Annotated in this window: 23 protein-coding genes; 7 read left to right on the top strand and 16 right to left on the bottom strand. The window is 26.5% G+C overall.

Annotated features, from left to right (window positions below; translation table 11 throughout):
• The first annotated feature begins 86 nt into the window (after window positions 1-86).
• The 3 genes from NWE74_RS17250 to NWE74_RS17240 all read left to right on the top strand — a co-directional run bounded on the left by NWE74_RS17250 (window position 87) and on the right by NWE74_RS17240 (window position 2925).
• A complete protein-coding gene (locus tag NWE74_RS17250) occupies window positions 87-809 on the top strand; it encodes a helix-turn-helix transcriptional regulator (RefSeq protein WP_258244206.1) in 723 nt (240 codons plus the stop codon).
• Between the two features lie 240 nt (window positions 810-1049).
• Window positions 1050-1391, top strand: a complete 342-nt coding sequence (locus NWE74_RS17245) for a DUF3955 domain-containing protein (protein WP_258244205.1) — start codon at window positions 1050-1052, stop codon at window positions 1389-1391.
• A 460-nt stretch (window positions 1392-1851) separates the two neighbouring features.
• Window positions 1852-2925 (top strand): S-layer homology domain-containing protein, encoded by a 1074-nt coding sequence (locus NWE74_RS17240; RefSeq protein WP_258244204.1) that lies wholly within the window; start codon window positions 1852-1854, stop codon window positions 2923-2925.
• 215 nt (window positions 2926-3140) lie between these two features.
• Here the strand turns inward: NWE74_RS17240 and NWE74_RS17235 are convergent, their stop codons facing one another.
• Together NWE74_RS17235 and NWE74_RS17230 are read right to left on the bottom strand one after the other, a co-directional pair.
• A complete protein-coding gene (locus NWE74_RS17235; RefSeq protein WP_258244203.1) occupies window positions 3141-3437 on the bottom strand; it encodes a type II toxin-antitoxin system HicB family antitoxin in 297 nt (98 codons plus the stop codon).
• Window positions 3438-3483: 46 nt separating this feature from the next.
• Window positions 3484-4080 carry a YdcF family protein gene (locus NWE74_RS17230; RefSeq protein WP_258244202.1) on the bottom strand — a complete coding sequence of 199 codons (597 nt, stop codon included), beginning with the start codon at window positions 4078-4080 and terminating at the stop codon, window positions 3484-3486.
• Window positions 4081-4586: 506 nt separating this feature from the next.
• Between NWE74_RS17230 and NWE74_RS17225 the strand changes: the two genes are divergently transcribed.
• The 3 genes from NWE74_RS17225 to NWE74_RS17215 all read left to right on the top strand — a co-directional run bounded on the left by NWE74_RS17225 (window position 4587) and on the right by NWE74_RS17215 (window position 9036).
• On the top strand, window positions 4587-5987 hold the full coding sequence (locus tag NWE74_RS17225; protein WP_258244201.1) for an S-layer homology domain-containing protein: 1401 nt from the start codon (window positions 4587-4589) through the stop codon (window positions 5985-5987).
• Window positions 5988-6085: 98 nt separating this feature from the next.
• A complete protein-coding gene (locus NWE74_RS17220) occupies window positions 6086-7501 on the top strand; it encodes an S-layer homology domain-containing protein (protein ID WP_258244200.1) in 1416 nt (471 codons plus the stop codon).
• Between the two features lie 98 nt (window positions 7502-7599).
• On the top strand, window positions 7600-9036 hold the full coding sequence (locus tag NWE74_RS17215; protein ID WP_258244199.1) for an S-layer homology domain-containing protein: 1437 nt from the start codon (window positions 7600-7602) through the stop codon (window positions 9034-9036).
• A gap of 138 nt (window positions 9037-9174) precedes the next feature.
• Here the strand turns inward: NWE74_RS17215 and NWE74_RS17210 are convergent, their stop codons facing one another.
• On the bottom strand, window positions 9175-11799 hold the full coding sequence (locus NWE74_RS17210) for a cation-translocating P-type ATPase (protein ID WP_258244198.1): 2625 nt from the start codon (window positions 11797-11799) through the stop codon (window positions 9175-9177).
• Between the two features lie 464 nt (window positions 11800-12263).
• Window positions 12264-13088: a GH25 family lysozyme gene (locus tag NWE74_RS17205; protein WP_258244197.1), complete on the bottom strand. Its 825-nt coding sequence runs from the start codon at window positions 13086-13088 to the stop codon at window positions 12264-12266.
• A gap of 182 nt (window positions 13089-13270) precedes the next feature.
• Here NWE74_RS17205 and NWE74_RS17200 point away from each other — a divergent pair, with 182 nt between their 5' ends.
• The gene (locus NWE74_RS17200) at window positions 13271-13978 is read left to right on the top strand and encodes an N-acetylmuramoyl-L-alanine amidase (protein WP_258244196.1); all 708 of its coding nucleotides are present in this window, start codon (window positions 13271-13273) and stop codon (window positions 13976-13978) included.
• A gap of 126 nt (window positions 13979-14104) precedes the next feature.
• On the opposite strand, the gene NWE74_RS17195 is transcribed toward NWE74_RS17200, so the two are convergent.
• The 12 genes from NWE74_RS17195 to NWE74_RS17140 all read right to left on the bottom strand — a co-directional run bounded on the left by NWE74_RS17195 (window position 14105) and on the right by NWE74_RS17140 (window position 21326).
• Window positions 14105-14545 (bottom strand): hypothetical protein, encoded by a 441-nt coding sequence (locus tag NWE74_RS17195; RefSeq protein ID WP_258244195.1) that lies wholly within the window; start codon window positions 14543-14545, stop codon window positions 14105-14107.
• Between the two features lie 263 nt (window positions 14546-14808).
• Entirely contained in the window at window positions 14809-15222 is a 414-nt protein-coding gene (locus tag NWE74_RS17190) for a MarR family winged helix-turn-helix transcriptional regulator (protein ID WP_258244194.1), read from the bottom strand.
• A gap of 137 nt (window positions 15223-15359) precedes the next feature.
• Window positions 15360-15494 carry a hypothetical protein gene (locus NWE74_RS17185; protein WP_258244193.1) on the bottom strand — a complete coding sequence of 45 codons (135 nt, stop codon included), beginning with the start codon at window positions 15492-15494 and terminating at the stop codon, window positions 15360-15362.
• 139 nt (window positions 15495-15633) lie between these two features.
• Window positions 15634-16047 carry a hypothetical protein gene (locus NWE74_RS17180; RefSeq protein ID WP_258244192.1) on the bottom strand — a complete coding sequence of 138 codons (414 nt, stop codon included), beginning with the start codon at window positions 16045-16047 and terminating at the stop codon, window positions 15634-15636.
• Window positions 16041-16484, bottom strand: a complete 444-nt coding sequence (locus NWE74_RS17175; RefSeq protein WP_258244191.1) for a LytTR family DNA-binding domain-containing protein — start codon at window positions 16482-16484, stop codon at window positions 16041-16043. The genes NWE74_RS17180 and NWE74_RS17175 overlap by 7 nt, the downstream gene beginning before the upstream one ends.
• 305 nt (window positions 16485-16789) lie before the next feature.
• Complete coding sequence (locus tag NWE74_RS17170; protein ID WP_258244190.1) at window positions 16790-17563, bottom strand: helix-turn-helix domain-containing protein; 774 nt, start codon at window positions 17561-17563, stop codon at window positions 16790-16792.
• 309 nt (window positions 17564-17872) lie between these two features.
• A complete protein-coding gene (locus tag NWE74_RS17165) occupies window positions 17873-18172 on the bottom strand; it encodes a hypothetical protein (RefSeq protein ID WP_258244189.1) in 300 nt (99 codons plus the stop codon).
• Between the two features lie 42 nt (window positions 18173-18214).
• Complete coding sequence (locus NWE74_RS17160; RefSeq protein WP_258244188.1) at window positions 18215-18514, bottom strand: hypothetical protein; 300 nt, start codon at window positions 18512-18514, stop codon at window positions 18215-18217.
• A gap of 234 nt (window positions 18515-18748) precedes the next feature.
• Window positions 18749-19069: a hypothetical protein gene (locus NWE74_RS17155; RefSeq protein ID WP_258244187.1), complete on the bottom strand. Its 321-nt coding sequence runs from the start codon at window positions 19067-19069 to the stop codon at window positions 18749-18751.
• A 266-nt stretch (window positions 19070-19335) separates the two neighbouring features.
• Window positions 19336-19611 (bottom strand): hypothetical protein, encoded by a 276-nt coding sequence (locus NWE74_RS17150; protein WP_258244186.1) that lies wholly within the window; start codon window positions 19609-19611, stop codon window positions 19336-19338.
• Window positions 19612-19743: 132 nt separating this feature from the next.
• Window positions 19744-20775: a DUF4179 domain-containing protein gene (locus NWE74_RS17145; protein WP_258244185.1), complete on the bottom strand. Its 1032-nt coding sequence runs from the start codon at window positions 20773-20775 to the stop codon at window positions 19744-19746.
• 11 nt (window positions 20776-20786) lie between these two features.
• Window positions 20787-21326, bottom strand: coding sequence for a sigma-70 family RNA polymerase sigma factor (locus NWE74_RS17140; protein ID WP_258244184.1), 540 nt, complete (start codon window positions 21324-21326; stop codon window positions 20787-20789).
• Between the last annotated feature and the right edge of the window lie 3 nt (window positions 21327-21329).

The following is a 21329-nucleotide window of genomic DNA, read 5'->3' as shown; positions in this document are numbered from 1 at the left end:
AAGTCTTTAACTATATTTAGTTATTTTTTAAGTATATTTAGATAGATTATATAAAATAAGTTACATATAAAAATGGAGGTATTAATTTGAGTAAATTAGATGAAATTTTAAATGATTTTTATTGTTGTTTAAGTACTCCTATTCATTTTGTTAATAAAAAATTTAATGTATTAGGTGAAAAAGGTATGTGTGATGATTATTATGATATGATTAAAAACACTACTATTTATAAAGATATAAAAGAAAATGCTTTATCTACGCTTAATCTTACATATTCTAATAATATTAGTTTTCTTGTAGTTCCTATATTAGATTATGATTTATATAGAGGCTATTTTATTGTTGGTCCTTTTAAATCAGATTCTAGCTGTACTGTGCCTGACATGGTTTATAAACCAGCTTACTTGATAGATAATATGTCGCAAATTTTAAAACATATTATAAATGAAAAATTAAGTTCTTATAATTCACTTAGTTCTTATACTAAGGGCTGTATTGATTATGTTCATAGAAACTACTCTTTAGATATTAAGATAGATGATATATGTGAGCATTTAAATGTTAATAAAAGTTATTTTTGCTCTGTTTTTAAAAAGGAAACTGGATATACTTTTACTAACTTTTTAAATATGATGAGAGTTGAAAGAAGTAAAAGACTTCTCATGGATAAAAATAATTCTATTTTAGATGTTGCTTTATCTGTTGGTTATAACAACCATAATTATTATACAACTACTTTTAAAAAATTAAATGGAAATACTCCTTTAGAGTATAGAAATAATGTTTTATTTAAATCCATAAAAAACTAACATACATAATAAAAAACAAACATATTAGAAATAAAATGTTTGTTTTTATTATGCATTTTATATATATAGAAAACATTTTTTCAATTGAATAACAATATGTTTTTATTGTTTTAAATAATTTTTTATATTTTTTTCAACAAAAATATATTGATAAACAATAAATAACTTACTATAATCTTAATATAAATTCGATAACTAGTTAAGAATTAAATCTAAAAAATAAAAAAGGATGATAAAACTATGAAAAAATATCTTTTTACAATTACACCATTTATATTAGGAGTTATATGCTTTGTTGCATTTAACATTATTGGATCTGAGGTAGCTCCTGACGGTACATTAGTAGAACCATTTGGTCTTATACCAGTTGGATTCTTATTAATTTCAATCTCACTTATTGCTTCATTTATTTTGAGTACTTGGGCTTTATTCCACAACCCAACAAAGATAGATAAAATAGCATTTGGAGTATCCTTAGCGCTTATATTACTATCAGCTTCTTATTTATTTTTATCATTTTCATATCTTCACTCTTTGGATATGGAAGAGATATCTATGGTAAGTAAAAGCATAGTTTCTTAATAAAAATATGATTTTATTACTACAAGTTTTTTATCTGTTTACATTTTTTATATTCTCTAATAGGTTAAATGTATGTTTATCTTTTGCTATATGTTCAATAGTTAATATATTAAGCTTATCATTAATTTTAGTGAATATAAAAAAGTCGCTTCGCTCCTATCGCCAACGACTTCGTCCGTTGCTAAAAAATAACTGTAACTATAAAATTTTATTATTATTAATAAGCATCATAGAAATTGTATTAACAATATTTGTATATCTTCTTCCTGAGGCTGGTTGTATTGCTCCTATTAAGTTAAGTATATAACTTAATACTCTACAGCTATGGAATATAAACTGTAATTTCTTAATAATAATGTTTATTCTATATAATATACCCCTAAGAAATTCCCTCCAATTAATTTGTTAATTTTTTACATTATGTTATAATATTTGTGATTATAACTTGGGAGGTAAATATATGCACAAAAAAGCCATTAGTTTTATTACATTAGGGTTAATTTTTATATCTAGTAAAAATAGTGTATTTGCACAATCAACATCATTTACTGATATAAATGGTCATTGGGCTAAATCAACAATAGAGGACTTTGTTAATCAAGGATACATAAATGGGTATTCAGATAATGAGTTTAAACCAAATCAAAATATGACTAGAGCTGAATTTGTTAAAATATTTAACAGTTTTTTTGGGTTAACAAATAAAAGCAATAAAGTATTTGAGGATACTAAAAGTCATTGGGCTAAAGAAGCTATAGATATAGCTGTTACGAATGGAGTATGTAAAGGTATAACTAATACAGAATTCAAACCAAACAATCCTATAACTAGACAAGAAGCATCCGTTATGATTTCTAATTATAAGAATCTAAATGATAATAACCATGAGGAAATATTTTACTTAAATGATTTTTCAGATATTTCTTACTGGGCTAAAGACTCTGTTGAAGGTGTTTTAGAAAGAGGATATATGAAAGGTTTCGATAATTCATTTAGACCTCAAGATAAAATAACGAGAGCCGAAGCTGTATCTACGTTAAGTAGAGTTCATAAAGGAAATGTTCCTCCAGTAGAAAATACTGACATAAAAGAAAGTGATAGAATTGAAAGAGCAAAAGAAAGTGTAATGAATACATATGGTTATTCATACTATGAAATATCTACTTATTTTGATATAGATAATTTAGATAATTTATGGTTAACAGGAAAAAATTATTATTCTTTTTATGATACAGAAGGCAGTGATCGTATAATCTTAGTTGATAAAGATACATTTAAAGCTTATAGCTGGTATTCAAATGGAGATTTATTCCAAGAAACTGATGCAGCAATAAATAATTATGTTAATGTTGTTCTAGATAAACTAAATTCCATCTATAACTTCGGAGAAAAATTTACTTATATCGACTTGATTGAAAAAAAAGATAGTATATATACAGTTTCTGCCCTTGTTAAAAGAGATATAGATTCTAAACCTTATAAATATGTATTTAATATAAAAAATAATAAAATAATAAGTTATTACTTAGTATAATTTACTTGTTCTCAAATCAATGGGAGTATAGATATGTCTATATTCCCATTGATTTTTTACACTTGCAGATATTATATCTGTATCAAAATCTATGTATAAACTACCAAATACAGTTATATCAACATACTAATTTTAATCTAAAAAAATATTTTAAGTAACGTATGAAGTCGTTGGCAGCCTAAAGTGAATCTTTTATAAGCTTATCTATTTTAAATTTAATAGCATGTAAAAGTTGATAAATCTATATCTTCTGTATTATACGATATATAAAAAGCTTTCTCATTGTATTTTAATTCAATCTCATTAAGTTCACTCATTTTAGGCAATTCATTAACTTTCATATTAGCTGTTATGAATTCTAATACTTCTTTTGCCATAAAAAGTGCTTCTTGCTCTGTTCTAGCACAACTTATACACTCTGGTATATCTGGAAATTCTATACCTATTCCATATTGTTCTTCATTTCTATCATATTCTTCATAGTTAAATATTGCATAATATCCTATTTTCATAATACTCTCCTGTATAAAATAAATTTTTAGTAACTCCTATCATTGGTTATCTAAATGGCAAACTTAAAATATAACCGGTATAAAAAAATAACTCTCGTAATAAAAACGGTACTTGGCTATTTAATGTTTTATATACAGAACTTGGAGTAGGTGATGAATATGCTTTTATACCAGTGTTTTTTGCCATTAAAATTGCTCTTTTCATATGTAAAGGATCACTTACAATAGTAAAGGTTTTTAAATTTTTTTCATTAGCAACTTCATAAGCATATTTTATATTTTCTTCTGTTATTTTTGATTTAGTTTCAATAAGGATATCATCCAAACTAACATCATTTTTAATAGCATAATCTCTTGAAACCTCAGACTCAGAATACTTATTACCTTCACCCTTCCCACCAGTGAAAATGATTTTATCTAAATAATTATTATCATAAAGCCAAATAGCATGATTTATCCTTTCACGTAAAACAGGAGAGGGCTTATTATCCCAAACAGCAGCACCAAGTACTATAGCTGCATCAGTTTTAACTAATTGTGATTTGTTGCCAAAACTCCAAATACTAAAAGCCAGATAACCAATAAAAATAAAGATTACAGATATCACAAGAAAGGCTATCTTTAACTTATTTTTTTTAATCAATTTTAATCAATCCTTTCAATATAAAAAAGTCGCTTCACTCCTGTCGCCAACGACTTCGTCCGTTGCTCAAAATGTTTTTTATGCTCAAAACAAATTTGTTGATATAACTTACTTTTATGAGTTATCCATAGAAAATGAAATATTATAATATCCTTAAGCATAAAAAATTGTTAATAATTTAATCTTAGTTTAAATCTGTACTATTCTTTTTATATCATAGCTTATTATAACTGATTAATTTATGTTAATCCACTATATCAGATATGTTCTGTATATATGATAAGTACATTGATATAACTAATATTAAACTAATTATCTACAATTATGAGTTAATCATAATTTACTTCATCTTTAAAAATAAGAAATTTTTAAAGATCTTAAACTCACTAGATATATAAATAAATTAGAGCTATAATTAATATGGAAAAATATGTAATTATTTTATTGATTAACTATAATAAGAATAATTATTGTAGAAATTAATAAATGTATAGGGGGGATATGCTATGAACTTAAAAAAATATTCAGTATCAGTATTTACATTGATGCTTGTATTGTCAAATTTACTAGTTGCTAATGCTCAGCCATTATCAGATATAGACAGTCATTGGGCTCAGTCAACTATAGAAAAATTTATAAATCAAGGGTACATAAGTGGATACAAAGACGAAACATTTAAACCTAATCAAAATATGACTAGAGCTGAATTTGTAACAATACTTAATAACGTATTTGGACTAACAAATAAAAGCAACAAAGTATTTAATGATACAAAAGGACATTGGGCCAAAGAATCTATAGATATAGCCGTTACTAATGGGGTTTGTGAGGGAATATCTAAAACTAAATTCAATCCAAATGGTAAAATAACAAGAGAAGAAACTGCTGCTATGTTATCAAATTATAAAAATATCAGTGATTATGCTTTAGATAAAATAAACACTTTTAATGATAAAAATAACATATCAAACTGGGCTAAAACTTCAGTAGAAGGAGCTATAGAAAATGGATATATGGGTGGATATCCTGACAAAACTTTTAGACCTAAAAACTCTATCACAAGAGCTGAAGCAGTTGTAACTTTAGATAATGTTATTAATTCAAATACAACAAATCAAAATCCTATTCCATCGGATGATATGAAGTTACCTACAATTAATTATGCTAAAGAGCAAAATGTAGCAGTAACAGGCAGAGGTGGCGCTAAAGGATACAGTAATGTTTATTATTCACCGAAAAACAAAATCAAAGGAACGATATATGCAAAATATGGTGATCCAACTAGGGGTATGCATACATATGGATGTACTACACAAAAAGAATATGACATGGTAGTTAAATTTGTAAAAGATAATCTAAAAACTATTAATTTTAGATTAGAACCTCATTGGGTTTACTTACAGACTTATTTAACAAAAGGACAGCAACATGACAATTATATAGATAGTATACTAGAATCAAATAATATAAAAACAACATATTCTGATTGTCTATATGATGGTTCACCTACATCTCATTCTTTCATAATATTAGACTTAGAAGGTAAAAGATTAAGTCAGGAAGATGCCGAGCTATTGCAAGTTTATAATAGTGCTAGTTCTTACATATTAAAAAACATCCCTCACTCTAAAGATGATTCAAAAGCTTTTTCTGCATACGATACTATATTTAGAGGATTAAGTAGCAAACAGAGTATTTGCCAGCTTAATTTGCTTATTGCTGATATTTTAGGATTAAATGGATGCATATTAAATGATTATTATGGTGAAGAAAACACATCCATTTATCTATTGTTTAAAGATGAATGGTTCACAACATTTGGCCGCGGTATTTATATGAAGTCATCTAATATATTCAAACAAGATAGAGGTGTTTTAGAATCACCAACATATAATCTAGGGTACTAGATATATTTAAATATAAAAGGTAAATTCTATACAATAATTATGCATAGAATTATTCCTAAAGAAATTAAGAAATATATAGCTAGGGGGAAATCTATACTATGAAATTAAAAAAATATACAGTATCAACACTTACATTGATACTTATATCAGCAAATTTAATAACCGCAAATGCTCAACCATTATCAGATATAGATAATCATTGGGCTCAATCAACTATAGAAAAATTTGTTAACCAAGGGTACATAAGTGGATACAAAGACGAAACATTTAAACCTAATCAAAATATGACTAGAGCTGAATTTGTAACAATACTTAATAACGTATTTGGACTAACAAATAAAAGCAACAAAGTATTTAATGATACAAAAGGACATTGGGCTAAAGAATCTATAGATATAGCCGTTACTAATGGGGTTTGCGAGGGAATATCTAAAACTAAATTCAATCCAAATGGTAAAATAACAAGAGAAGAAACTGCTGCTATGTTAGCAAATTATAAAAAAATAAGTGATTATGCTTTAGATAAAACAAACACTTTTAATGATAAAAATAACATATCAAACTGGTCAAAAGCTTCAGTAGAGGGTGTTCTAGAAAAAGGATACATGGGTGGATATCCTGACACAACTTTTAGACCTAAAAACTCTATCACAAGAGCTGAAGCAGTTGTAACTTTAGATAATGTTATTAATTCAAATACAACAAATCAAAATCCTATTCCATCGGATGATATGAAATTACCTACAATTAATTATGCTAAAGAGCAAAATGTAGCAGTAACAGGAAGAGGTGGTGCTAAAGGATACAGTAATGTTTATTATTCACCTAAAAACAAAATCAAAGGAAAGATATATGCAAAATATGGTGATCCAACTAGGGGTATGCATACATATGGATGTACTACCCAAAAAGAATATGACATGGTAGTTAAATTTATAAAAGATAATCTAAAAACTATTAATTTTAGATTAGAACCTCATTGGGTTTACTTACAGACTCATTTAACAAAAGGACCACAACATGACAATTATATAGATAGTATACTAGAGTCAAATAATATAAAAATAACATATGGTGATTGTCTATATGATGGATCATCACTTGCATCTCATTCTTTTATGATATCAGCATTAGAAAATAAAAGATTGAGTCCTGAAGATGCTGAACTATTACAAACTTATAATAGCGCTAGTTCTTATATATTAAAAAAAATACCTCATGCTAAAGAGGATTCTAAAGCTTTTTCTGCATATGATACTATCTTTAGGGGATTAAGCAGCCAAGAGAGTATTTGCCAAATTAATTTACTTATTGCTGACATTTTAGGATTGAACGGATGTATAATAAACGGTGTTTATGTTGAAGGAAGATCATTACAAGGACCACATCTTAGCCTATTGTTTGGAAATCACTGGTCTACAACATTTGGTTACTTTATTTATGGGAAAGAAGATAATCTATTCCAACAAAATGAATCTATTTTAGAGTCGCCAACATATAATCTAGGTTACTAGATATATTTAAATATAAAAGGTAAATTCTATACAATAATTATGCATAGAATTATTCCTAAAGAAATTAAGAAATATATAACTAGGGGGAAATCTATACTATGAAATTAAAAAAATATACAGTATCAACACTTACATTGATACTTATATCATCAAATTTAATAACTGCAAATGCTCAATCATTATCAGATATAGATAATCATTGGGCTCAATCAACTATAGAAAAATTTGTTAATCAAGGGTACATAAGTGGATACAAAGACGAAACATTTAAACCTAATCAAAATATGACTAGAGCTGAATTTGTAACAATACTTAATAACGTATTTGGACTAACAAATAAGAGCAACAAAGTATTTAATGATACAAAAGAACATTGGGCTAAAGAATCTATAGATATAGCCGTTACTAATGGGGTTTGTGAAGGAATATCTAAAACTAAATTCAATCCAAATGGTCAAATAACAAGAGAAGAAACTGCTGCTATGTTAGCAAATTATAAAAAAATAAGTGATTATGCTTTAGATAAAATAAACACTTTTAATGATAAAAATAACATATCAAACTGGGCAAAAGCTTCAGTAGAAGGAGTTATAGAAAATGGATATATGGGTGGATATCCAGATAAAACTTTCAAACCTAAAAAATCTATAACAAGAGCAGAAGCAGTAGTAACTTTAAATAACGTTGTTAATCCAAATACAACAACTCCAAAGCCCCAACCTATGCCAGTAGATGATATGAAATTACCTACAATTACTTATGCTAAAGAACAAAATGTAGCAGTAACAGGTAGAGGTGGCGCTAAAGGATACCGTAATGCTGTTTGTTCACCGGACAACAAAATTCAAGGGACAATATATGCAAAATATGGTGATCCAACTAGAGGCATGCATACATATGGGTGTGTTACACAAGAAGAATATGATATGGTAGTTAAATTTGTAAAGGATAATTTAAAAACTATTAATTTTAGATCAGAACCTAATTGGGTTTACTTACAAACTTATTTAACAAAAGGTCGACAAAGTGCAGACTATGTTGATAACTATATATATACTAGACCAGAAGCTAATAATAAAAAAGAAACATTTGGTGACTGGAGTAGCAGTCATGCTTTTATGTTTTTAAATTTCTTAGAGTCAAAAAATAAAGAAGAGGCAGCTATATTAAGCACAGAAGAGGCAGAACTATTAGAAATGTATAATAGTACTATATCTCATATCTTTAGAAATATCCCTAATTCTAAGTACGATTCAAAAGCTTTTTCTGCATATGATACTATATTCAGAGGGGTAAGGAGCTCAGAAAGTAATTGCCAAGTTAAGTTACTTGTTGCGGATATGTTAGGGTTAAATGCATCTATTGTAACTGATGGTAATATATATGGAAGACCATTAAATGGTCCGATGGTCAATGTATTAGCTGGTGATTGTTGGTGGCTATCTGGAACTCTATTTGATTGTGGTAAGTCCTTAAATCTATTCAACGAGCATAGAACAGTTTTAGAATCTCCAACGTACAATCTAGGTTATTAGGTTTATATAACTGTATTTTATAATTTATCAATAGTTATTGATATAATACAATTTCTTTAAACTAAAAAAGAGTGTGTAAATTTGAATTTAAACAAATCTACATACTCTTTTTATATACTAATGTATTATAATTTATTATTAATTTTTCTTTATAAGTTTGCTACCTTCCATTGTTAAACTAGCAACTACTGCTAATGCAAAACATGTTCCTAAGTTTTGTAAACTAAAGTACTCTGGTATAGCAAATACTTCTCTCATAAATGGTAATAATGTTAAACTAAACATACCTAAACATACAACTACTGCACCTAAAGCATATTTATTGCTTGTAAATCCAAGCTTGAATACTGTTTCACTGTTAGATCTAGCTGCAAATGTTTGTATTATTCTAGATAAAGTAAGTGTAGAGAATGCCATTGCTGTTCCTAATTGTGGTGAGTATCTGTTACCTACATATTGAGCAACTATAGTAACTATACCTATTATACTACCCCTTATTAATACACTTCTTAAAGTACCACCTGCAAGTATACCTTCTTTAGGATCTCTTGGAGGATTTTTCATTACAGTTTTTTCAGGTTTTTCAAGTCCTAATGCTATTGCAGGAAGTGAATCTGTAACTAAGTTTATAAATAGTAATTGTAATGTTGTAAATGGATTTGCCCAATCTGCAAATACTGCAAATAGTATAGCAATTATTCCACCTAAGTTGCCTGAGAATAAATAAGTTATAGATTTTTTAATGTTATCATAAACTGTTCTACCAACTTCTACTGCTTTTACTATTGTAGCAAAGTTATCATCAAGAAGTACCATAGCTGATGCATCTTTAGCAACTTCTGTACCACTTCCCATACCTATACCTATATCTGCTTGTTTTAATGCTGGAGCATCATTTACTCCATCTCCTGTCATAGCACATACTTTACCTTTTCTTTGCCATGCTTTTACTATTCTTATTTTGTTTTCAGGTGAAACTCTTGCATAAACTGATATATGATCTAAATCTTTATCTAACTGATCATCAGTTAATGCATCTAATTCTTGACCAGTTAAAGCTAAGTCACCATCTACCATTATTCCAATGTCTTTAGCTATAGCTGCTGCTGTTGTTTTGTGATCTCCTGTTATCATAACTGTTTTTATACCTGATTTTTTAGCATTTTTAACAGCTTCATAAACTTCATCTCTTGGTGGGTCTATCATTGCCATAAGACCTACTAATGTTAAATCATCTTCATCATCTAATGTTGGCGCAAATTTTTCACTTCTAACATTTTTACTTGCAAATGCTAAAACTCTTAGTGCTTTATTTGAAAACTCTTCATTTATTTTTCTGTATTCACTTATTATATCGTTATTTATTTCAACTAATTCTCCATCTTCAAGTGCATATTTACATCTGCTAAATATTACATCTGGAGCACCTTTTGTAAACATAAATACATCATTATCTACTTTGTTTACAGTTGACATAAGTTTTCTATCACTATCAAATGGTAATTCTGCTAATCTATCATTATTTAATCTTATTTCTTTGTAACTTAAATCATTTTTAGTTGCGTAGTTTATAAGTGCTACTTCTGTAGGGTCACCTATTTCTACACCTTCTTTAGTTATATCTGAATCATTACAAAGTACAGATGCTAAAGTTAACATTTCTTCTTGATAAGAACTATGTCTAGTTATTGCTGCTTCACTACCGCTTGTATTATCCACTAGGCTAGCGTCTTTAACTCCATACATATAAGTCTTGACTACTGTCATTTTATTTTGTGTAAGTGTACCTGTTTTATCTGTACATATAACACTTGTAGAACCTAATGTTTCAACTGCTGGTAATTTTCTTATTATAGCTTGTTTTTTAGCCATAGTGTTTGTTCCAACTGCTAAAACTATTGTAACTATTGATGATAGTGCTTCTGGTATAGCTGCAACTGCTATTGCTATTGCAAACATAAATGAATCAACTACATCAGCACCTCTAACTACTTGAACTGCAAATATTACTGCAGCTAGTGCTACTATTCCTACACCTAACTTTTTACCAAATACATCAAGTTTTTGTTGAAGTGGTGTTTCTTTGTTTTCTGCGTTATCTAATAAGTTAGCTATTTTACCAACTTCAGTATTCATACCACATCCAGTTACTAGATAAGTCGCTCTACCATAAACTACCATAGAACCACTGAATACCATATTCTTTTGATCACCTAAAGCACACTCTTCATCTATAACATTTTCATGTTTTAATACTGGCTCTGATTCTCCTGTAAGCATACCTTCTACAACTTTTAAAGTCTGAGCTTCTATTATTCTACCATCTGCTGGTACATAATCCCCGGCTTCTAAAATTACGATATCCCCTGGAACTAATTCTCTTGATGGTATTGTAAGTTTTGTATTATTCCTAATTACCTTTGCATTTGGTACAGATAATTGCTTTAAACTAGCAAGTGAACCTTCTGCTTTCTTTGTTTGAACTACTCCAAGTATAGAGTTTAATATTAATACTGCAAATATTATTGATGATTCAACAACTTCACCTAAAAATACTTGAACTAATGCAGCGATTAATAAAATTATTACTAATGGATCTTTAAAACTATCTACGAACAATTTCCAAGTTGGTGTTTTTTCCTTTTCTTGTAATTCATTATATCCGTACTTTTCTAATCTTTCATTAGCTTCTTGTTTAGATATTCCAGATAAATTACTACCTAGATTACTTATTGCTTCTTCTATGCTTTTTTTGTAAAACATAATATACCTCCATTTTAAATTTAATGGGAGTCGTGGTGTTTAAACGGCCGTTGTAAAACTACTATTTCCCTATGTGAATTTATAAAATAAAAAAGACCTCCAAAGCAAATTTTAATAGTTTGCTTCGAAGGTCTTGCTAACAAGTTTATTGCTTGCTAATCAACCGGGATTTTAAAGTCCGAGAATGACGATTGATTATCACTAATATGTAAGTGAAAGCTACTCCCCTTCAAGGGATTCTTATTTATTTATATTTCAATTATACGCACGTGAGTTATATTTTGCAACTATATTTTATTTATTTTACATATTTTTAACAATTCATTGATATTTTTTATAATTTATTATATATATAAAAGTACATTCCAAATTTTAGATTTTATATAATAAAATAATTTTATTTAAAACAATTATAACAAGTGAGTGAAAATGTTTAATTTAACTTTTTCACTCACTATTTTAATTTATTTTATTTTTATAACTTGGCCTACAAAGATTAAATTTGGATTTTTTATATTATTAAGTTTTACTATATTTCCTATTGTTGTATTGTATTTACTAGCTATTTTATCAAGTGTATCTCCTTTTTTAACTGTATATGTTACAAAATTTTGTTGGTCTGATTGTGGATTATGAGCTGGTACTGGAGTAACTGTAGGTTGTTTAACTGGTTCTTTTTTTGTTGGTAATAATATACCTTGTGTAAATTCATTTAAATCACATTCAGTACCTATACCTCTAACATGACCTTTTTCTGAATACTGGAATCCTACCCAACTATCCCACACTCCATTGCTACCAGGAGTATTTACTCCATAATGTGCTACCCATAAAGGATAAACATTTAAACTTTTTTGTAGATTTTCCTTTATAAAACTTGTATATGAATATATAACAACATCTAGCCCACTAAGTCTTTTTACTTCTTCTAAGAAGATTTTACTAAGATTAGTTATTGTAGATGCACTAAGTCCTTTATTAACTTCCATATCTAATGCTAGTCTACAGTCACAGTGATATGGCTTTATAGTTTCCACAAAGTGAGCTGCTTGTTTTCTAACTGACTCTTCTGTACTAGGATTTAAAAAATGATAAAAACCAACTAATAATCCAGCTTCCTTAGCTTTTACTGCATTTGATTTGAAATAAGTATCAACTGAAGTTTCACCTTGGGTTGCTTTTATATAAACTACTTTTATTCCTTGATCTTTTACAGTCTGATAATTTATTTCACCATCCCAATGACTTACATCTATGCCTTTCATATTACCACTACTTCTACTTTGCATATTATCATCCTTTCTTTGAAGAGTTTCAAGTTATATTATGAATTTTATCTACAAATTGTTACATTTTTAAACTTTTTGTAACAAACTTATTAATTCCACAATATATTAAAATAGATTATTTTTTTAATATTCTAGTTATTAGTTAAAATATAATGATTTAAAATTTAAAATGAGGTGTTAATATGAGTAAAAAAGTATTTATAGACCCAGGACATGGTGGTAGTGATAGCGGCGCTGTTGGAGTTAATAATTTACTTGAAAAAAATATAAATTTGCAAGTTGCTAAAAAAGTAGAGTCTTTACTAAAAAAACAAGGTATTGAAGTCAAATTAAGCAGAGATAATGATGTATTTTTATCTCTTAGTGATAGAACTACAATGGCAAATAATTGGAAATCTGACTGTTTTGTTTCCATACACTGTAATGCTTTTGATGGTTCGGCTAAAGGGATAGAAACTTATTCTTATCAATCAAGCTCTTCTAATTTAGCTACTAAAGTTCATTCTCAAACTTTAAATACTAAAGCTTATACTTTAAATAGAGGTATTAAAACTGCTAGTTTTTATGTTTTAAGAAATAGTAATATGAGAGCTTGTTTAATTGAAATGGCCTTTATTGATCATGCTGAGGATTCCAAAATCCTTACTCAAAGACAAGATGATTTAGCACTTGGTATTGCTAAAGGTATATGCGAGTATCTAGGAGTTGAATATAAACCTAATCCTGGACTTCCTGAAACTAAACCTCCTGTTGTTAATAGTGATACTTTTTACAGAGTAGTTTGTGGTTCTTTTAACAGCAAAGTTTATTCTGAGGAACGATTAGAAGAGCTTAAAAAACTAGGCTTTAATGATGCTTTTATAACTGTTTTTCAAAAAGGAAGCAATTAATTAACGTTAATAAAAATAATCTATTGTTATATTTATAAATAAAACTATATATTTTAGTAAATGACTGTATCTTAGCATAAAATATAAAAACTAAGATACAGTTTTTATATTTTTATTTTATAATTCTTATTCCCAATCATTATAGGTATAGTAATTTCCCTGTGAAATTGGTTTGTAATCTTTACAAGATCCTAGCAGACTTTTCCTTTTATCTTGAATACAATCTATGTTATTTACAAAAAATTCACATACATCTTGTTCATCTTTAAGAATTATATCCTTTAGGCAAAATATTTCATTTTCATTATCTCCATATGGGCAAAAGTTGCCATAATTACAAGATTGGCAACATGCCATATTTATATTTGATGGAAGTGATTTTTGTAAGCTTTTTATTGCATACTCCATACTATTATTTTTTTGTGACTTTATATTATTTTTTCCTAAAGTAAATTCAAAATAAATATCTTGAATTTTATTTTCATTATGTTTATAAAACATTTTTGTATGTATTTCTGTTAGCAATCCGTTAACTATATAATTAATATTTAGAATTTTTACGTTCACTAATAACTCCTCACTTGTAATATATGTTATTTTTAATATTGTTCACTTCTATTTATAAAAGTTCATAGAAAAATAGATTATGAGATATCCCATAATCTTACACATTTATGACTTAGTTGTCATATAATATATACATTTACATTTACATTTACATTTACATTTACATTTACATTTCTTAGTTTATCATCAGAATTCATTTCTATCAATCATTTTTAATCATTTTTACCTTTTTTTCGTACGCCATTTTATTACATTTTTTTCTCCTAAATATTTTTACAAAGCTTTTTAAGTAAGTTAATTAAATCTTCTGATTCTTGTTTATTAAAGTCTTTCATCACTTTTTCATACCATTTATCTTGATATTCATTTATTGAATTAAGAATAGATACTCCCTCTTCTGTAACATATAAATCAAAAAATCTATTGTCATTACTTCCTTTTTCTTTAATAATATAATTTAAACTTTCAAGCTTTTTTATGTTTCTAGTTATGATAGCCCTATCTACATCTAGTAGCTCAGCTATATCTTTTAAATTACACTCTTTATTTTTTTGTATAGCCATCAAACAGCGCCACATGTTAAGGGTTAATTGATATTCTTGCAATTTTAAATCAACGTGTTTTATAAAATCCCTATTTAAATCCGATAAATATTTACCTAATATTTTATATGCCAATCCTACTCCTCTTTTCTTGCTTAACTTATTTTTTGATAAACCATAGGATCAATAAACCCAAAAGTTATTTTACCATTTTTTCTAAAGACTTCACTTACATACATTTTACCATCTTCTATCTTCTCTTTTAAAGTAAACTATGTTACTTCATTAAAATGACTTACGCTTTCACCTTCATATACTCCATTTTCTTCTTTATATACCATAGGTGTAAACTTAGAAGAAGCTATAAGTTCGTTATAATCCACTCCTTTAATAATTGATACTATCAATTATATTCTAAAGTAATTGATAGTGTCAATTACTTTGAATGAAATAATATTTATATTTTATCCTTAAATCCTTAAGCTTATCATTATAAATTTAAGTCACTATATAAATCTGAAACTTTTAATATAATTACTATATAGCTTACTTTCTTAGAAGTTTATTCAAATCATCAGAATTTTTTTTATTATCCCAGTTCGAATAAAAATAAAATCCTATTATATGACCTAATACTGTAGCTATAGCCATTAATATAATCCAAGGTCTAATAATTTCAAACATATAAGGTGAAAATAGCCAAACTGAGCTAATCCCTGCAACTAAATTTATTGCTGACGAGATAAATATTTTATTGCTAGCTTTCATTGATGAAAAATTCCATAATGCTGGATACATAACTCCAAAAATTATAGAAAAAATTAAGCTTATAGCTACTAAATTCCAAATATATAAAACTGTTAATGTATCATTTTTAAAGAAAATTGATATTAAAGTTAAAATCCATATAAAAGTTATTGAAAAAGTTTGAAAAAAAGATAATCTAAATTGTTTTAACATGCTAATCTCTCCTTTATTATTTTTACATAGTGTCTATTTACAAAGTAGGATGATTTATCACTTAAAAAAACTTCTAATCGAGCATTTGATACCGATGAAAATTCTTTAATTTCGTTTATATTAATAATAGTTGCGTTATTTATTTTTACAAAATATTTTTCATCTAAATTCTCTAATTCCTTTAGGCGTTTATTAATTAAGTATAATTCTCCAGATTTCATTTTTACGCAGCACATATGGCCCTCTGATTGAAAAGCTAAAATAGAATTTATATTTACTTGTATTTTTCTATCATTAGTTGCATTAATAACAGTTATTTTTAATCCATTTTCTAAATGCTTTTTTAAACTTTCAGCAACTTCACTGTTTACAGGATTTGTTTGAATTATTAAGTCTTCTTTATTTATAAGTTTATCTAGTAAAATATTAATTTTCATCCCCTTTCCCCCCTTTCATATGTTTAATATACTATTTCAAGTTGTTATTATCTAGCTTTTATTGTTTTGTTGCACTTTTTTATAACTTTGTTACATTTTTAAGATAACTTCTATAATTAATTTAATCTTAATACTAACAAAAATAAAAACGTATTCTAATTATTTGAAGGGCAAACTAAATTAAGTCACTAATTTTCATAAATACATGATAAAAACAGGTTAAAATAATAAAATATATAAATAAAAAGCCCTGATTATAAATATTAGGACTTTTTATATGAATTAAAAATAAAAAACAAATAAAACTATTTATTTTTTAATGTTTTTAACTTAATAATAATACTGATTAACAGAGATAGAAAGCCTAAAATTGCAGAAATTAAAGCTAATGCCTCTACTCTGTATATATTATAATTTTTTAAATAAGGCTGGTAATGAACTATATTGCCGTCCTTATCCAAAATATCAGTCGAAAGGATGCCGAGAGAATTTTTCAACACCGCTATTCCTTTTTTACTTTTAGGATCGACTGTTTCGTATAACAATCTGAATTTATTTTTATCTGTCTCTAAATTTTTATTGCCCGTTTCCATATCCGCCACATAAATTTCTATTGCCTTGATTGATTTGAATTCATTTTTATTAAGTATGCTCTCTAACTCGTTTTTGTAGTTGCTTACTTTTGTCATATCATATTTTAATGATAGAACTTTCATTTCTTCATACATCTGTGCACACAATTTATTATAAGTACTATTGCATATGTTTATATAAAAAATGGAACTTAAAAGAATAATAAAACTTATTATAGGTAAATAATTAATCAATTTATTAATTTTATTTATTATTCTTGAATCAAAGGAAAGTTTTTTTATCATATCCGAGTCCTCTCTTAGTAAACTATCAAGAGAAATATTATACAAATCACTAAGTAACACTATATTTTCTAAGTCAGGGTAACTCCTTCCAACCTCCCAACTAGATATAGTTGATCTAGAAATGTTTAATATATTTGCTATATTTTCTTGAGTTAATTCTTTTTTTAATCTAGCTTGTTTTAATTTTGATCCTATCTTCATATAACATCTCCTTTCAAATTTAGTATGATAAAAAATTCTTTTATTGGCTAGCTAATTATCGTATCATACTCCAATATATAACGATACAATTTGTAGCATTGGCTTTGTTTCAACATTTTAAAATATATTGTTTTATTATGAAAATCTATTTTTTTATTTTATTTATATACTTATATTTACCTAATAAGTGTATATCAGTTAAATCATCATAAAAAATCATGCTGTTTAATAGCATGATTTTTATATTTCTCTTAATATTAGACTAGTATTGATTAAACATATAAAAGCAATTACCAATATAATTAATAATTATTTCGGTATCGGGCAGCATTTATCAATAATTATTTTAAATATAATACCTAGTATAAGCATAACTGCTGCAACTATTAAAATCTTGAAAAATTGACTTACAATAGTAGCTATTCCCATTATAACTATAAGTAATATACATTCTAATCTTAATCGTTTATCATATGCATTATATTCTTCAGGTGATACACCTGCATTTTCAAGACGTTCTAGTTTAAGTAGTCTATGATATTTATTTGCACTTGAATATAAAATACTTAATGTTAATATTAGAGCTACTATATTATAAATATCAAACATATTCTTATTCCTCCTAAGTATTAAATTTCATATACTAAACTTCTAAACTGTATAGTATTCACCCCAATAAAATATTCCGTATCTTGATATAATCCAGCTATCTAATGGTGTTTGAGTTTTTTCTTCAATTGGGTAATTGAAGATAGTATAAACTATTTGATTTCCTACCTTTTCAATAGGATCTCTACATGATGAATAATCCACTTTAAGATTTATAGCACTATTAGGATATCCCTCTCTTAGTACAGCAAATTTTAAGGCTCCTATTGGTGTAAAAAACGTGTAAAATACTATTACTCCAACTATAAATAAAGGAATAATATATTTGAATTTATCTTTCAACTTATCTTCCCCCCCTTTATTCTTTCAGTAGATAAAATAACTACCATATATATTATAGAGTACTTATTGTATAGATTTCTCGTATTCAATTAATATATATATATATTAATTTAAGATAGCTGTAAAAATTTATCAATATATTGTGCATCAATAGCTAAATTTTGTACCCGAATAGTTAAACAATAAAAAAGTAGTAATTTTAAAATTACTACTTTTTATCTTCACATTATAAATTTATTTCTTTTTTCTGTTTCCTATGTAAGCAAATAATGTAACACCATTAAGTACAGTTGTAGCTACGAGAAGAAGTGCCGCTGAAAATACTACTATATTTATAGTATCCATAATAGCTGTCCAATCTTTTAAACTTATAAGATGATTAATATAAAAAATTTGCATACCTAGTGAAAGCATACATGAAACTATACTCATTAAGGCAAAAACAAACCAATATTGGTTATTAGAATTATTGTATCGTATAAGATTAATAACCGGAAGTACAAATGCAATTAATCCAAGTACAATACTTCCTATATTTAATAAACCATAATCCATAGTAATCTTTTTCCTTTCAAATTTATATCTTATTTTAACAAAATAATCTATATAGTAAAATAAGATTAATTTTATTATATCAGAACTTCTAGTATCTCTTTAAGTAAATAATTCTCTTCTGTAATAATTCAAATTTAGTCATAAGTATTTTAATGAAATTTTATTGTATCAAATCCCCTTATAGCTACATCGACTTTTAAATATAATCTTATAATACAAATACATATAAAAGTAAAACACTTACTTTATTAGTAAGTGCTTTACTTTTATAGTCTAGCTTTAGTAACATCAAACATTGAATTGCCTTCGTTAAGTGCTGATATGGCATTAATAAATGCTTTATTGTTATTATTATCTTTATAAAACTCTTGTATCTCTAGTAACGCAATTTGATAAGAGTTTAAAACTGAAAGCAACGAATAATATCCTATCTTTTCTGGATTTTCATGTGATTCTATAAAACGAAGTATCTCATTTCTTTCTCTATTTAGCTCAGATTGTATAAGATTTATAGTAATGATGCATAGTATTTTTTTATACATGAAATACCTCCTATTAACTTTATAACAATAGTATCTGTTCTTTATTTTAAATAATACCTTAAACATAAAAGTAGATTTTAATTTTAAATTAATTATAAATAATTAAAATTTATTATAAAATAAGCTAATAGCTTATTTTATAATAAATTCTTCATCTACTTTTTTATAATCACTTTTATTTGGCATAAAGCCAGATTCAACTTCAGCTATATAAATACTAAGATTTATATTTTTAATATCCAGAGAAGAACTTTCATCGAACCTTTCTAGCATAGGCTCATTATTATTGCAGTTTCCCATTAAAAACTTAATATTAGTTTTTGAGTCATCTATTCCTTCAATATATATATCATAGTATTTATTCTCATCATAATTCTCAATTTTAGCATAAATCTTTTCTCCAATATCATTTTTAGTATATTTATCTAATATAAGTTTTGCACCACTTTCAAGTTCAATAGATTTATTTATCTTTATTTCTTCTGTATCTAACGCTAGTTGTTTACCATTCGCTTTAAATTCAAATATCCAAGGTTTTCCCTTAAATTCCCCCTCAGTCATTAAAGAAAATTCAACTTTTACATCTACGTCTCCTCTTAATTCATCTTCTTCTATTCCAAACAATCTACATTGTTCAACACTTTCTACTGTATAATTATCTATATACTCTGATCCACTTCCTCCAATGCTACTTAGCTGTTTATTATTTATATATAATCCTGATACTATTACATCAAAATTTTTAGCATCACGTAGGTTTTTCTTACTCTTAACAGTATAACTAAATACTATTTCATCATTATTTAAAACAACCTCATTTAAAGTTACTCTTAATCCATTTTTTGAAACACTTTTGTTTATTACATTCTTATAATCTTCTAAATTTGAAGATGTCCCTAGTGCTTTTGATATATTGTAGCTAATATCATATATTATTTCTTTAGCGTAAGATACAAAGTTATCATTCATTAGGCACATACTCATAAGTAAAATAGATGTTGTTAATATATATTTTTTATGTTTTTGGTTTTTAGTATTTTTATTTAAACTCTTTTTTAAATTTTTTTTAGCTTTATTTTTATCAAAATCAGTAAATTCTTCATTTTTTAATTCTTGCAAATCTATATTAACTTCATTTAACATTTTATATATATTTTTACTCATATTCTCCTCCACTATTTTATAAATAATTTTCTTAGTTTTGATTTTCCTCTGCTTACACGATTATAGATGTTATTTTTATGTATGTTCATTTCTTTACTTACGGATTCTACTGCCTTTCCTTCTACGAACAATTTCAAAAATAAAGCTTTATCCTCACAACTTAGATTATTTAATAATTTATCTAGTTCTTCACTTAACTCATTTTTAGTTACTTCTTCAAATATATTTTCTTTAGAAGGTATACTTAGTTCGTCTATGTTTTCTTTTTCAATATACTTATAATACTTTCTTTTGTAATCTATCGTTTTATATTTAGATATAGCCCCTACCCAGTTTTTAAATGAATTTTTACTTTCATCAAAATTATCAATATTATTCCATATACCAAGCAATATATCATTAAAGCATTCTTCTTGATAATCTTTTAAATTGTATAGGTATTTTTTTATAGATCCATTTATAATCCATCCATAGTTATCTATAACATATACCAAAGCTTTTTCATTTTTTAGCTTTAGATGCTGTATAAAATTTTCTTCATTTATTTTCATATA

The sequence above is a fragment of the Romboutsia lituseburensis genome (assembly GCF_024723825.1).
In the GTDB taxonomy this organism is placed as follows: domain Bacteria; phylum Bacillota; class Clostridia; order Peptostreptococcales; family Peptostreptococcaceae; genus Romboutsia_F; species Romboutsia_F lituseburensis_A.
This window is presented reverse-complemented; position numbering and strand designations above follow the sequence as displayed.